Source organism: Pseudoxanthomonas sp. F37 (assembly GCF_022965755.1).
In the GTDB taxonomy this organism is placed as follows: domain Bacteria; phylum Pseudomonadota; class Gammaproteobacteria; order Xanthomonadales; family Xanthomonadaceae; genus Pseudoxanthomonas_A.
Map to the genome: position 1 here is coordinate 3,906,570 of NZ_CP095187.1, position 12,562 is coordinate 3,919,131.

The 12,562-nt window shown below is 69.6% G+C and carries 10 protein-coding genes and 1 pseudogene; 5 read left to right on the forward strand and 6 right to left on the reverse strand.

Annotation, left to right across the window (positions count from 1 at the left end; translation table 11 throughout):
- Nucleotides 1-33: 33 nt before the first annotated feature.
- Nucleotides 34-1,299, reverse strand: a complete 1,266-nt coding sequence (locus MUU77_RS18175; RefSeq protein WP_245089923.1) for a peptidoglycan DD-metalloendopeptidase family protein — start codon at nucleotides 1,297-1,299, stop codon at nucleotides 34-36.
- Nucleotides 1,299-2,823, reverse strand: a pseudogene (gpmI, locus tag MUU77_RS18180) (2,3-bisphosphoglycerate-independent phosphoglycerate mutase). The gene MUU77_RS18175 and the pseudogene gpmI overlap by 1 nt, the downstream one beginning before the upstream one ends.
- Before the next feature lie 154 nt (nucleotides 2,824-2,977).
- Between gpmI and MUU77_RS18185 the strand changes: the two are divergent.
- From MUU77_RS18185 to MUU77_RS18195, 3 genes are all read left to right on the forward strand, one after another.
- Complete coding sequence (locus MUU77_RS18185) at nucleotides 2,978-3,637, forward strand: hypothetical protein (protein ID WP_245089925.1); 660 nt, start codon at nucleotides 2,978-2,980, stop codon at nucleotides 3,635-3,637.
- Between the two features lie 81 nt (nucleotides 3,638-3,718).
- Nucleotides 3,719-5,437, forward strand: coding sequence for a M28 family metallopeptidase (locus MUU77_RS18190; RefSeq protein ID WP_245089927.1), 1,719 nt, complete (start codon nucleotides 3,719-3,721; stop codon nucleotides 5,435-5,437).
- Between the two features lie 145 nt (nucleotides 5,438-5,582).
- Complete coding sequence (locus MUU77_RS18195) at nucleotides 5,583-5,975, forward strand: MAPEG family protein (RefSeq protein ID WP_245089929.1); 393 nt, start codon at nucleotides 5,583-5,585, stop codon at nucleotides 5,973-5,975.
- Here the strand turns inward: MUU77_RS18195 and MUU77_RS18200 are convergent.
- The 3 genes from MUU77_RS18200 to MUU77_RS18210 form a co-directional block, all read right to left on the reverse strand.
- Entirely contained in the window at nucleotides 5,944-6,525 is a 582-nt protein-coding gene (locus tag MUU77_RS18200; RefSeq protein WP_245089931.1) for a helix-turn-helix transcriptional regulator, read from the reverse strand. The genes MUU77_RS18195 and MUU77_RS18200 overlap by 32 nt on opposite strands.
- Nucleotides 6,509-7,288, reverse strand: a complete 780-nt coding sequence (locus MUU77_RS18205) for a cytochrome b/b6 domain-containing protein (protein WP_245089933.1) — start codon at nucleotides 7,286-7,288, stop codon at nucleotides 6,509-6,511. The genes MUU77_RS18200 and MUU77_RS18205 overlap by 17 nt, the downstream gene beginning before the upstream one ends.
- A gap of 100 nt (nucleotides 7,289-7,388) precedes the next feature.
- Nucleotides 7,389-8,117, reverse strand: coding sequence for a pseudouridine synthase (locus tag MUU77_RS18210; protein ID WP_245089935.1), 729 nt, complete (start codon nucleotides 8,115-8,117; stop codon nucleotides 7,389-7,391).
- 81 nt (nucleotides 8,118-8,198) lie between these two features.
- Between MUU77_RS18210 and MUU77_RS18215 the strand changes: the two genes are divergently transcribed.
- Nucleotides 8,199-10,982 carry a pitrilysin family protein gene (locus MUU77_RS18215; RefSeq protein ID WP_245089937.1) on the forward strand — a complete coding sequence of 928 codons (2,784 nt, stop codon included), beginning with the start codon at nucleotides 8,199-8,201 and terminating at the stop codon, nucleotides 10,980-10,982.
- Nucleotides 10,983-11,169: 187 nt separating this feature from the next.
- On the opposite strand, the gene MUU77_RS18220 is transcribed toward MUU77_RS18215, so the two are convergent.
- Nucleotides 11,170-12,003, reverse strand: a complete 834-nt coding sequence (locus tag MUU77_RS18220) for an endonuclease/exonuclease/phosphatase family protein (RefSeq protein WP_245089939.1) — start codon at nucleotides 12,001-12,003, stop codon at nucleotides 11,170-11,172.
- Between the two features lie 130 nt (nucleotides 12,004-12,133).
- Here MUU77_RS18220 and MUU77_RS18225 point away from each other — a divergent pair, with 130 nt between their 5' ends.
- Nucleotides 12,134-12,544 (forward strand): hypothetical protein, encoded by a 411-nt coding sequence (locus MUU77_RS18225; RefSeq protein ID WP_245089941.1) that lies wholly within the window; start codon nucleotides 12,134-12,136, stop codon nucleotides 12,542-12,544.
- Nucleotides 12,545-12,562: the final 18 nt, after the last annotated feature.

The following is a 12,562-nucleotide window of genomic DNA, read 5'->3' on the forward strand; positions in this document are numbered from 1 at the left end:
ATGTTCAAGCCCGGTTATGCGCCCCGGCGCCGTTCATCGCCGCTGCAGCCACGAGGACGGGTCCACGGGTTGGCCATTGCGCCGCAATTCGAAATACAGCGCCGCCTGGCCCTGCCCGCCCGAGGTGCCGACGCGGGCCACCGCATCGCCGCGTTTGACCCGGTCGCCGCTGTCCTTCAGCAGGCTGTCGTTATGCGCGTACAGGCTCATGTAGCCGTTGCCGTGGTCCAGGATCAGGATCAGGCCGTAGCCGGTCATCCATTCGGAGAACACCACGGTGCCGTCCGCCACCGCCGTCACCGGCGTGCCCGCCGGCGCACCGATCAACACGCCGGTACTGGCGCGGCCATCGGGCATGCGGCCGCCATAGCGCGCCAGCAGGCTGCCCGACACCGGCCAGCCCAGGCCACCCACCTTCAGCGGCGGCGCCGATGCGACGGCGGGCCGCGCAGGTGCGCTGTCGCGCGCCGAGCGGCCGGCACCGGCACCGGCAGCGTTCTCGCGCTTCTTCGCGGCGGCCGCTTCGGCAGCGGCGCGGCGCGCGGCGGCACGGCGCTCGGCTTCGGCACGCGCGGCGGCGGCGCGCAGATTGGCCAGCAGGCGCTCCAGCGAACGCGCGTCCTGCCCCAGGGCCTTTTCCTTGGCGGCGCGGTCCTGGTAGCGCTCGTCCAGGTCGGCGACCAGGCTCGCACGCGTCTTCCGGTCCTTTTCCAGCTGCATGACTTCGTCGCGCTGGCGCGCACGCGCGGCCTCCAGTCCGGCGCGGCGCGATGCGATCTCGCGTTCGACCTCATCCAGGGAGGCCAGATCGGCGGTCAGTGCATCGATGCGGCGTGCCTGGTCGCGTTGCACATAACGGTGGTAGGCCAACAGGCGGTTCGCGTCGGCCACGCGGTCCTGCGACAGCAGCACCTTCAGCGGGGCATCGCCGCCCTGCTGGTAGGCCGCCCGCACCAGCGCGCCCAGTTGCGCCCGCTGTCGCTGCCGCTGCGCCTGCAGCGTGTCGCGCCGTTGCTGCAGCTCGGCCAGTGCCTCGGCTTCGCGGCGCATGGCGGCTTCCGTCTCGGCCAGCGACCGCGAGGTACGGCCGACTTTCTCATCGGCCTCGCGCAACTGGCGCGAGGCCGCACCGCGTTCGCCCTCCAGCTTGCGGCGCTCCTGCGCGATCGATTTCAGCTCGCTGCGCACGCGCTGCAGCTTCTGCTCGGCCTCGCGCGAGGTCTGCGCCGGCGCGGCCGCAACGAAGGACACGCCGGCCAGCAGGACCGCGACGCAGGTGGCGCGCAGGCGATGCGGCATCAGGCGGCGATCAGGCTGCGGCCGGTCATGTCGGCCGGTTGCGGCAGCCCCAGCAGGTCGAGCAGGGTCGGCGCGACATCGCGCAGCGCGCCCCCCGCGCAGCGTCGCCGCACGCTCGCCCACATAGACCAGCGGCACCGGACCCACGGTATGCGCGGTGTGCGGCTGTCCGGTCTCCGGATCGCGCATCATCTCCAGGTTGCCGTGGTCGGCGGTGATGATCATGGCGCCGCCGGCGGCGCGCACCGCGGCGTCGACTTCGCCGATGGCCTTGTCCACCGCCTGCGCGGCCAGGATCGCGGCCTGCAGGTCGCCGCTGTGGCCGACCATGTCGGGATTGGCGATGTTGCAGACGATGGCATCGAAGCGGCCGGAACGGATGGCCGCCACCAGCTTCTCGGTCAGCTCGGGACAACTCATTTCCGGCTGCAGGTCGTAGGTGGCGACCTTCGGGCTGGGCACGAGGATGCGTTCCTCGCCGGCGAACGCGTCTTCCCGCCCGCCACTGAAGAAGAACGTCACGTGCGCGTACTTCTCGGTCTCGGCGATGCGCAGCTGGGTCAGCCCGGCGTCGGCCAGCAGTTCGCCGAAGGTATGCCGCAGGTCGTCCGGCGCGAACGCCACCGGCGCGGGCAGCTTCGCGTCGTATTCGGTCAGGCAGACGAAGCGCGCCAGCGCCGGTACGCGCGCCTGGAAGCCGTCGAAGGCCGGCGACACGAACGCCGCGGTCAGCTGGCGCGCGCGGTCGGCGCGGAAGTTCATGAACACCACGGCATCGCCGTCGGCCATCGGCCTCGCGCCGTCGATCACCGTGGGCAGCACGAACTCGTCGTTCTCGCCGCGCGCATAGGCGGCTTCCAGCGCGGCGATGCCGCTGGCGGCATGGTGCCCGCTCTTCGCTTCGACCAGCGCATCCCACGCCAGGCGCACGCGGTCCCAGCGCTTGTCGCGGTCCATCGCGTAGTAACGGCCGCTGACCGACGCGATGTGCGCATTGCCGAGCTTCGCGCACAGGTCCTGCAGCGCGCGCAGGCTGGGTTCGGCCGACTTGGGCGGCGTGTCGCGGCCGTCCAGGAACGCGTGCACCGCCACCCGCGGGACGTCCTGCCGCCTGGCCAGCTCCAGCATCGCGAAGATGTGCTGCTCATGGCTGTGCACGCCGCCGGGCGAGAGCAGGCCGAACACGTGCAGGGTCTTGCCGTCGGCCCTGGCGGCCCGGCACGCGGCGACCAGCTGGGCGTTGTCGTAGAAACTGCCATCCTCGATGGCGGCGTCGATGCGGGTCAGGTCCTGGTAGACGATGCGGCCGGCACCCAGGTTCATGTGGCCCACTTCCGAATTGCCCATCTGCCCGTCCGGCAACCCAACGTGGCGGCCCTCGGTATGGATCAGCGTGTGCGGCGCGGTGGCCAGCAGGCGCCGCCAGTTCGGCAGATCGGCCTGCGCCAGCGCATTGTCGGCGGGGTCCTCACGGTGGCCCCAGCCATCCAGGATCAGCAGGACCACGGGCTTGGGACGGTTCACGGACGCGGGGGATGCGGACACGGCGGATTCCGGTGACTTCAGGCAGGTGCCGATTGTAGCGAAGCGTGCTCCCATGCATGCCGATGCGGCGTGTTTAAACCCTCGGGCATGCCGCCGCATCAGACCGATACGAGACCACCGGAGAGGCAACCCCATGACACGTACCCGTACCGCACTGCTGCTGACCCTGGCCCTGGCCGCCACACCCGCCCTGGCCCAGCAGGACGTCTCCAAGGTGAACGGCAGCGTTTCCGCCGACGCCGGCCAAGCCTATGGCGACCTGGAAACGGTCAACGGCAGCGTCAGCATCGCCGCCGGCGCCACCGTCGAGGACGCCAGCACCGTCAACGGCAGCATCACCGTGGGCGACAAGGCCCAGGCCGCCTCCCTGGAAACCGTCAACGGCGCGATCCGCATCGGCAAGGACGTGCAGGTGCGCAAGGATGTGGAAACCGTCAACGGCAGCATCTTCACCGACCGCGGCACCACCATCGGCGGCAACGTCGACACCGTCAACGGCGCCATCGGCCTGGTCGGCACCCAGCTGGCCGGCGGCATCGAAACGGTCAACGGCGACATCACCGTCGGCATCGGTTCGCACGTCACGGGCGGCATCAAGGTGGAGAAGCCGCGCGGCTGGAGCATCAAGCCCCGCCGCGACCCGCGCATCATCATCGGCCCGAACGCCGTGGTCGAGGGTCCGCTGGTATTCGAGCGCCCGGTCACGCTGTACGTGCACACCAGCGCCAAGGTCGGGCCGGTGACCGGCGCCACCGCCAAGCCGTTCAGCACCGACACCGCACCGACCGAGTAAGTCCGCGCACCGGCGGCGCCGGCACAGGTCCGGGCCGCCGGTTATGGCTAGAATCGGGATTCCTTTCGTTGAGGAATCACGATGTCCCGCAAGTTGATGCTGGTGCTTGCCGCCACGGCCGCATTGGCCGCGTGCAAGCGCGAACCCGAGGCGCCCGCCGCCGCGCCCGAAGCCGCCACGCCGCCGGCCGCGGCGCACACCTTCACCGCCGACATCACCGAGGCCGACTTCGCCGACATGGTGAAGGCGTTGTCGTCCGATGAGTTCGAAGGCCGCGCGCCCGGCTCGGTGGGCGAGGAGAAGACCACCGCTTACCTGCAGGCGCAGATGAAGCGCATCGGCCTGCAGCCGGGCAACAACGGCAGCTACTTCCAGGACGTTCCGATGGTGGAGACCACCGCCGACGAGGCCGCGACCACGCTGTCGCTGGCGACGTCCGCCGGCAAGCGCGACCTGAAGTTCGGCACCGACTACGTCATCGGCACCCGCACCGGCCAGACCGAGGTGAAGCTGGACGCCAGCGACATGGTGTTCGTCGGCTACGGCGTGGACGCGCCGGAGCAGAAGTGGAACGACTACGCCGGCCAGGACTGGACCGGCAAGACGGTGGTGATGTTCGTCAACGACCCGGGCTTCCACGGCAAGGACGAGACGCTGTTCGGCGGCAACCGCATGACCTACTACGGCCGCTGGACATACAAGTTCGAGGAAGCCGCGCGCAAGGGCGCCGCGGCCGCGCTGATCGTGCACGATACCGCCGGCGCCAGCTATGGCTGGGACGTGGTGAAGAACTCCTGGGCCGGTCCGCAGTACGACCTGCCTGCAAAGGATGACCCGGAGAAGCGCATCCCGCTGCAGGGCTGGCTGAGCGCGGAAGCGGCCAGGCAGCTGTTCGCCGACGCCGGCCTCGACCTGGACGCTGCCTATGCCAGCGCCGGCAAGCGCGGCTTCAAGCCGGTGCCGCTGAAGGCCAAGGCGACGGTATCGCTGAAGAGCAGCATCAGCGAGAAGACCTCGCGCAATGTCATCGGCGTACTGCCGGGCAGCAGCAAGCCCGACGAAGCCGTGCTGTACATGGCGCACTGGGACCACCTGGGCAAGCACGAGGGCGATCATTCCGATGACAGCGGGGGCGACAACATCTTCAACGGTGCCGTCGACAACGCGACCGGCGTGGCCGGCATCCTGGAGATCGCCGAAGCCTTCGCCCACCAGGACCCGAAGCCGGCGCGCTCGGTGGTGTTCGTGGCGGTGACGCTGGAGGAATCGGGGCTGCTCGGCTCCAAGTACTACGTCGCCCACCCGACCTTCCCGATGGACAAGATCGCCGGCGTGATCAACCTGGACGCGATGAGCGTGGGCGGCAAGTCGCGCGACTTCGTGGTCACCGGCAAGGGCAATTCCGAGCTGGAGGACATGCTGAAAGTCCACGCCGACCAGCAGGGCCGCGTGCTGACCGAGGAAGGCAATCCGGCCGGCGGCTACTACTTCCGCAGCGACCACTTCAACTTCGCCAAGGCCGGCGTGCCGGCGCTGTACGCCAAGGGCGGCAACGACCTGCTGGACGGCGGCGTGGAGGCCGGCAAGGCGGCGAGCGAGGAGTACGCCAAGCGCTACCACCAGGCCAGCGACGAGATGCACGAGGGCTGGAAGCTGGACGGCGTGGTGCAGGACCTGCAGGCGCTGTACGGCGTCGGCAAGGACCTGGCCGTGGAAGACAAGTGGCCCAACTGGTACGAGGGCAACCCCTTCAAGGCCGCACGCGACGCGATGATGAAGACGGAGCCGGCGAAGCAGTAAGCCGCGTTCCGATGCGATATGAAAACGGCGCCGAAAGGCGCCGTTTTCTGTTTCTTCTCCCCGCTGCGCAGGGAGAGGGCAACCGCCCATGGACGCCTTGCCGCCGTACCCACTACCCTGCGCCATCCTCGGAGGGAAACAGCTCATGTCCATCGCCTACTGGTGCATCCTCATCACCGCCCTGCTGCCGTACCTGTGGGTCTTCATCGCCAAGCGCTCGGGCGATCGCTACAACAACCGCAATCCGCGCGCCTGGATGGCCAAGCAGGAAGGCAACTACAAGGTGCAGCGCGCCAACGCGGCCCACCTCAACGGTTTCGAGGCATTCCCGGCATTCGTGGCCGGCGTGCTGATGGCGCAGCTGGCCGGCGTGCCGGCCACCCTGGTCACCCCGCTCGCCGTGGCGTTCGTGGTCGCCCGCATCTTCCACGGGTGGTTCTATCTGATCGACATGCACGCCATGCGCAGCCTGTCGTGGCTGCTGGGCATGCTGTGCGCCGTGGCGCTCATGGTGCTGGCGGCGCTGCGGGTGGCGTGACCTCCGGGGCAAGGCCGGCGCGCGGCACCAGCAGGTCTTCCAGGAAGAAGGCGGCCAGTTCGGACCGTCCGGCCAGTCCGGCCTTGGCATAGATCGACGCCGACTGCGCGCGCACGGTCTTTTCGTGGGTGCCGCGCAGATCCGCGATCTCCCGCAACCCCAGGCCCTTCAACAGCAGAAAGGCGACTTCCTTCTCGGCCGGCGACAGGCGCCATCCGTCCAGCTGCGCGTCGATCGAGCGCGACAGGCCTTCCACGTGACGGCGCGCCTGCTGCCGCCAGGCCTCCGCCTGCGCACGCACCTGGCTGAGATGCTCCGCCTGCCTGACCAGCCGGCGGCGAAGGCGCAGCGTGCTGCGCAGCAGGTGCACGGCGCCCAGCAGGGCCAGCCCGGCCGCCACGATCTCGAGCGCCACGTGCCAGCCGGAAGCGCCCTGCCGCAGGTCGCCTACGACATCCGCCACCACCAGCAGCGCGATCAGCAGCAGGACGCCTGCGATGACGCCGCGTTCGCTGCCCTGCAGGGGACGGCGCTCAACTGTGGGGGACATCCTCGGCCCGCTCCCCGCGCGCATGCGCTTCATGTTCGGCCCGCTCGTCGTCGGCCCCGCCCTGTTCGCCGGACCCCTCGTCCGCCTCGCGGAGCGTCAGCGTCTGGCCGAAGAGCGTGATACGGCCACGGCTGGCATCGTAGCGATTCGCCACGCCTGCGCCCACCGCCGCCAGCGCCGCGACGAACGCCAGTGCCACGCCCGCGTGAGGGCGCACGTCGGCCTCCGTGGCAGGAATGCCGCGCTTGCGCCCGGTCACCATGCTCAATGGGAGTGCGTCGCGGTGGCGCAGTACGTGCACCAGCACGCCGGCCACGTGCAGCAGCGCCACGGCCAGGAAGGCGTTGGCCAGGACCTCGTGCACCTCCTCCACCGCGTGCGGTGCCACGCCCGCGACCATCGCCAGTCCGGTGGCCGCCATGCCCAGGCCCAGGCCCATCATCGCCAGCGCAGCCCAGCTGGAGGCGGGGTTGTGTCCCGCCCAGGTGCGCGCCTGTCCGGACAGCACGCCACGCAGGTACCCCGCCAGCGCCGCCGGGCGCAGGCTGAAATCCGACAGCCGGGCATGCCGCGTTCCCGCCAGCCCCCACAGCAGGCGCAGCAGCACCGCCGTCGCCAGCAGTCCGCCGGCCAGCATGTGCAGCACGAACCGCGGCGACGCGTCGTCGACCGTGCTGCCGATGGCGTACGCGGCGACGAACAGGCCGGCGAAGGTCCAGTGGAAGACCCGCGTGGGCAGGTCGTAGATGCGGGGAGAGGACATGGCGGCGCGCTCCGTGGGAAGGGAGCCCCACCTTTGCGCCGGCATGCCGCGGCGTCATCGGACAAATGCCGCATGTCTGCCGCATCAAGGCGTTACGGGATCAGCGCAGGTCCTCTTCCCACCCGAACAGGGCGAATGCCTTGCGGAATTCCGCATCCAGCGGCGCCACCGCCTCGATGCGCTCGCCCGTGGCCGGGTGCGGGAACGACAGCCGCACCGCGTGCAGCAGCATGCGGTGCACGCCCTGCATGCGGAAATGCCGGTTGTGCCGCCCGTCGCCATGGCTGGTGTCGCCGATCAGGTGATGGAAGGCGTGCTTCAGGTGCCGTCGGATCTGGCGGAAGCGCCCGGTCTCCGGCTGGCAGCGCAGCAGCGCATAGCGCGAGGTCTCGAAGCCGCCCGACGGCAGCGGCAGCTCGCCCGTCGCCAGGCGCACGAAGTGCGTCAGGGACGGCTTCTTTTCCGGCTTGCCCGGGCCGCCATCGAGCGGATGGTCGACGCTGAAGTCCGGTTCCGGCCAGCCGCGGCAGATGGCCAGGTAATCCTTCTCCACGGCGCGCGACATGAACACCTTGCCCAGCGCCGACGCGCTGTCGCGGTCGAACGCCACCAGCAGGCAGCCACTGGTGGCGCGGTCCAGCCGATGGATCAGGAAAATGGGCTTGCCGAACTGCACGCGCAGGCGGTCGGCGACGAAGTCGGTTTCGCCACCAGCCAGCCTGCTGTCGTGCGCCATCACGCCCGCGGGTTTGTCGACCACCGAGATCTGCGCATCCGCGTACAGCACCGGCAATGGGCCGTCGTCCGTCTTTGTCTCACGGTAATCCATGAATCTACGCGCCTTTCGAATCTGCGAAACTCGGGGTTCGCCGCAGCGATGGACGCACGCGGCCCCGATGGAGGATTGAGGATGAAGTCACCGCGTTTCATTGTCGCACTGGCCCTGGCCGCGGCGCTCGCCCTCGGCCAGCCGGCCTGGGCGGATGCCCCCGCCACGCTGCCCAGGGGCGTCGCCGCAGGCCCCAGCATCGAAGGCATCAGCGAGTACACGCTGTCCAATGGCCTGCGCGTACTGCTGTTCCCGGATGCCACCAAGCCCACCGTAACGGTCAACCTGGTCTATGGCGTGGGCTCGGTGCACGAAAACTACGGCGAAACCGGCATGGCCCACCTGCTGGAACACCTGCTGTTCAAGGGCACGCCCACGCAGTCGGACATCAGCGGCGAAATGAAGAAGCGCGGCATCGACTTCAATGCCACCACCGGCCTGGACCGCACCAACTACTTCGCCTCCTTCCCGGCCAATGCCGACACCCTGGAGTGGGTGCTCAGCATGGAGGCCGACCGCATGGTCAACTCGAATGTCGCCAGGAAGGACCTGGAGAGCGAGATGACCGTGGTGCGCAACGAACTGGAAGCCGGCGAGAACAATCCCGCCGGCGTGCTGTTCCAGCGCATCCGCTCCAGCGCCTTCCTGTGGCACAACTACGGCAACACCACCATCGGCGCGCGCAGCGACGTGGAAGGCGTGCCGATCGACAAGCTGCAGGCGTTCTACCGCCAGTGGTACCAGCCGGACAACGCCACCCTGGTGGTCGCCGGCCGCATCGACAGCGCCGACGTGCTGGCGCGCGTGGCGCGCCACTTCGGCCCGCTGAAGAAGCCCGCGCGCGCGCTGCCGCGCTTCTACACCACCGAACCGGCCCAGGACGGCGAACGCGAAGTCACCGTGCGCCGCGTCGGCAACCTGCGCCTGGTCGCGGCCGCCTACCACATGCCCGCGCTGGCGCACCCGGACAATGCACCGCTCAGCGTGCTGGCCAACGTGCTGGGCCATACGCCCGGCGGGCGCCTGCACAAGACGCTGGTGGAAGCCAAGCTGGCCGCGGCCACCGGCGCCAACGGCGAGTCCATGCGCGATCCGGGCCTGCTGACCGTGGTGGCCGTGGTGCCCGGCGACGGCGATGCCGCCAAGGCCGAAGCCGAACTGCTGAAGCAGGTCGAACAACTCGCGGCGCGTCCGATCACCCAGCAGGAAGTGGATGAAGCCAAGCAGCGCATCGGCAACGCGTACGAGCTGTACCTCACCGACGTCAACGCGGTGGGCATGGGCCTGGCGGAATTCCAGTCCGCCGGCGACTGGCGCCTGCTGTTCACCAGTCGCGATGCCGTGGAAAAGGTCACCGCCGCCGACGTCAACCGCGTCGCCGCGGCCTACCTGAAGGCCAGCAACCGCACGCTGGGCCGCTTCGTGCCCACGCCCGCGCCCGACCGCGTGGAGATCCCCGCCGCACCGGCGGTGGCCACGCTGGTCGATGGCTATACCGGGCGCGCCGCGGTCAGCGCGGGCGAAGTGTTCGACCCCTCGCCGGCGAACATCGACGCGCGCACCCAGACCTTCATCCTTGGCGACGGCCTGAAGGTATCGCTGCTGCCGAAGAAGACCCGCGGCGACACCGTCATCGTCGATGCGAATTTCCGCTTCGCCGACGAAGCGGCGCTGAAGGGCCGCGAAGGCGCCGCCGGCATCGCCGGCGCCATGCTGATGCGCGGCAGCACCACGATGACGCGCGAACAGATCGACCAGCGCCTGGAGCAGCTGAAGACCCAGGGCAGCGTGGGCGGCGGCCTGCAGGGCGCCACCATCGGCCTGCAGACGCGGCGCGGGCACCTGGCTGACGCGCTGGCGCTGGCCGCCGACGTGCTGCGCAACCCGGCGTTCCCGGAAAGCGAGTTCGAGCAGCTGCGCACGCAGGCCATCACTGGGATGGAAGCCTCGCGCTTCGAGCCCGGCGCCATCGCCGGCCGTGCCCTGGCGCAGTACTTCGACCCGTGGCCGGCCGGCCATCCGCTGCGCAACCGCACGCTGGACGAGTCACTGGCCGAACTGAAGGCGCTGAAGCTGGAGGACGTGCGCGCGTTCCATCGCGACTTCTACGGCACCGCCCACGGCGAGATCGCCATCGTCGGCGACTTCGATGCCTCCGCCGTGCGCGCGCAGCTGGAACAACTGTTCGCCGGCTGGAAGAGCGGCAAGCCGTTCGCCTCCATCCCCACGCAGTACACCGATGTGACGGCCAAGCAGGCGCGCTTCGAAACCCCGGACAAGCCCAATGCCGTCCTGCTGGCCCGCCACAACCTGCCGCTGAAGGTCACCGACGCCGACTACCCGGCGCTGGTGGTGGCCAACCGCATCTTCGGCGGCGGCGCGTTGAAGTCGCGCCTGGGCGACCGCATCCGCCAGCAGGAAGGCCTCAGCTATGGCGTCTCCAGCGGAGTGCGCGCCGACGACAGCCTGACCGGCAAGGACGATGCCGGCAGCTTCAGCATCCAGGCCATCGCCGCGCCGGAGAACATGGCGAAGGTTGAAGCGCTGGTGCGCGAGGAACTGGCCAGGCTGGTCAAGGACGGCATCACCGCCGAGGAGTTGAAGGACGCCGTGGCCGGCACGCTGACCGAACGCCAGCAGGCCCGCGCCGAGGACGGCACCGTCGCCGGCATGCTGGCTGACCAGCTGTTCTTCGGCCGCACCATGCAGTTCACCGCCGACCTGGATGCGAAATATGCCGCGCTGACGGTGGACCAGGTGAATGCCGCGATCCGCACGCACCTCAAGCCCGACGCGCTGAGCGTGTTCCTGGCGGGAGACTTCGCCAAGGCGGGGGGCGCGCCTGCGGCGGCACCCGCGAAGTAGTCCGATCCATGCGGGACAAAGGAACGGCCCCTGACGGGGCCGTTCCTGTTTGGGTCTCGCCCGCGATAAGTCGCCGCCGTGCGTCCGGTGATTCCACCATCGCGCGCCTTCTTCCGCCCCCGCATCAAGTCCGGGGCAGGTGCTTCGGGCACCTTCTCCCCGCGAACGGGGAGAAGGAAAAGACGGCTTACGGCAAACCCAGCGTCACCACCACCGGGAAGTGGTCGGACGGATAACGTCCGCCCCAGCGTGTGGTCACCGACGTCGCCGCATCCACCTGCAGGCCTCTCACGAAGATCCAGTCGATGCGGCGGTCGGCCTTGCCGGTAAATCCATGGAAGGTGGCGTCGATGCCTTCCACCCGCGGTGCGGTCGTCCAGGCATCGCGCAGCGTCTGCGCCAGCACGGCGTGCACCTCCGAATCGGGCGTGGTGTTGAAATCGCCGGTCAGCACCACCGGCACGTCTTCCGGCAGCGTGGCCAGGTGGCGCGCGATGGCCTGCGCGCCTTTCAGGCGCGCGGCTTCATCCTGGTCGCGGTACGGCAGGTGGGTGTTGAACAGGTAGAAGCGCTTGCCGTCGCTGCGCTGTTCGAACAGGGCCCAGGTCACCATGCGGGGATGGGGGTGGCCCCAGGTGATGCTGCCCGCCACGTCGGGCGTGTCGGACAGCCAGAAGTCGCCGGACTGGACCACCGTCAACCGGTCCTTCCGATAGAACACGCCCATGTGCTCGCCGCCGCCATCGGCCTCGCGCCCGCGGCCGAACCAGGCGTACTGCGGCAGTTCGCGCGCCACATAGTCGGCCTGCGACCTCACCAGTTCCTGCATGCCGATCACGTCGGGCTGCTGTTCGCGCAGCATGCGCACCGCCAGCGGCTTGCGCGTTTCCCAGTAGTCCACGCCATCGCTCTCGGCGGGCAGGCGGATGTTGAAGCTCATGACGGAAAGCGGATCGGTGGCGTGTGCCTGCATCGACGCGAGGCCCAGCAGGCCTGCCAGCACCAGACTCCAACGGCTCATGATCGATTCCACGATGGCGGGCCGCCATTGTCGCGCAAGCGGCAGTCGAACCGCGAGGCGATCGGAACGAGCCTGGTTTCATCGGCGAGGCGGACTCATGCAAGATGCGCGCTTGGGAAGAGGAAACTCCATGCCTGCGACCGCCCTGATCGTCATGCTGGCCGCCGCCGCGTCCGGCCAGCCTCCGCCACCGGTGACCCTCACGCTCGACACGGGCGCACGTGCGCCCGTGGATCCGGTGACCGCCTGTGCGGCCGGTCGCCTCAAGCCCTTCGTCGGTCCGTACGGTGTGCAGCAGGCGTGGCCGGTGATGGCGTCGCCGCCTGCCGGGCTGCACCACACCATGGGAACCCCGCTCTCCGACACCGGCGTTGTCGCCGACGGCTACCAGCAGTTCCTGCACGTCGACACCGGCGCGCGCGCGGTCTACGTGGTCGAGCAGGGCGGCTTCGCGGGCACCTTCAAGGTGTACGGCCCGTTGCCGTTGCCGCAGTGCGCGCCCGGCGCACATACCGAAGAGCAGCCGGCACCGTCGCGCTGAGCGGCGGCGCGGTCCGGG

What these genes read in the sequence shown, in the direction of transcription:
- MUU77_RS18175 (WP_245089923.1), bottom strand. Translation starts at nt 1,299, where the DNA reads ATGCCGCATCGCCTGCGCGCCACCTGCGTCGCGGTCCTGCTGGCCGGC.
- MUU77_RS18185 (WP_245089925.1), top strand. Translation starts at nt 2,978, where the DNA reads ATGACACGTACCCGTACCGCACTGCTGCTGACCCTGGCCCTGGCCGCC.
- MUU77_RS18190 (WP_245089927.1), top strand. Translation starts at nt 3,719, where the DNA reads ATGTCCCGCAAGTTGATGCTGGTGCTTGCCGCCACGGCCGCATTGGCC.
- MUU77_RS18195 (WP_245089929.1), top strand. Translation starts at nt 5,583, where the DNA reads ATGTCCATCGCCTACTGGTGCATCCTCATCACCGCCCTGCTGCCGTAC.
- MUU77_RS18200 (WP_245089931.1), bottom strand. Translation starts at nt 6,525, where the DNA reads ATGTCCCCCACAGTTGAGCGCCGTCCCCTGCAGGGCAGCGAACGCGGC.
- MUU77_RS18205 (WP_245089933.1), bottom strand. Translation starts at nt 7,288, where the DNA reads ATGTCCTCTCCCCGCATCTACGACCTGCCCACGCGGGTCTTCCACTGG.
- MUU77_RS18210 (WP_245089935.1), bottom strand. Translation starts at nt 8,117, where the DNA reads ATGGATTACCGTGAGACAAAGACGGACGACGGCCCATTGCCGGTGCTG.
- MUU77_RS18215 (WP_245089937.1), top strand. Translation starts at nt 8,199, where the DNA reads ATGAAGTCACCGCGTTTCATTGTCGCACTGGCCCTGGCCGCGGCGCTC.
- MUU77_RS18220 (WP_245089939.1), bottom strand. Translation starts at nt 12,003, where the DNA reads ATGAGCCGTTGGAGTCTGGTGCTGGCAGGCCTGCTGGGCCTCGCGTCG.
- MUU77_RS18225 (WP_245089941.1), top strand. Translation starts at nt 12,134, where the DNA reads ATGCCTGCGACCGCCCTGATCGTCATGCTGGCCGCCGCCGCGTCCGGC.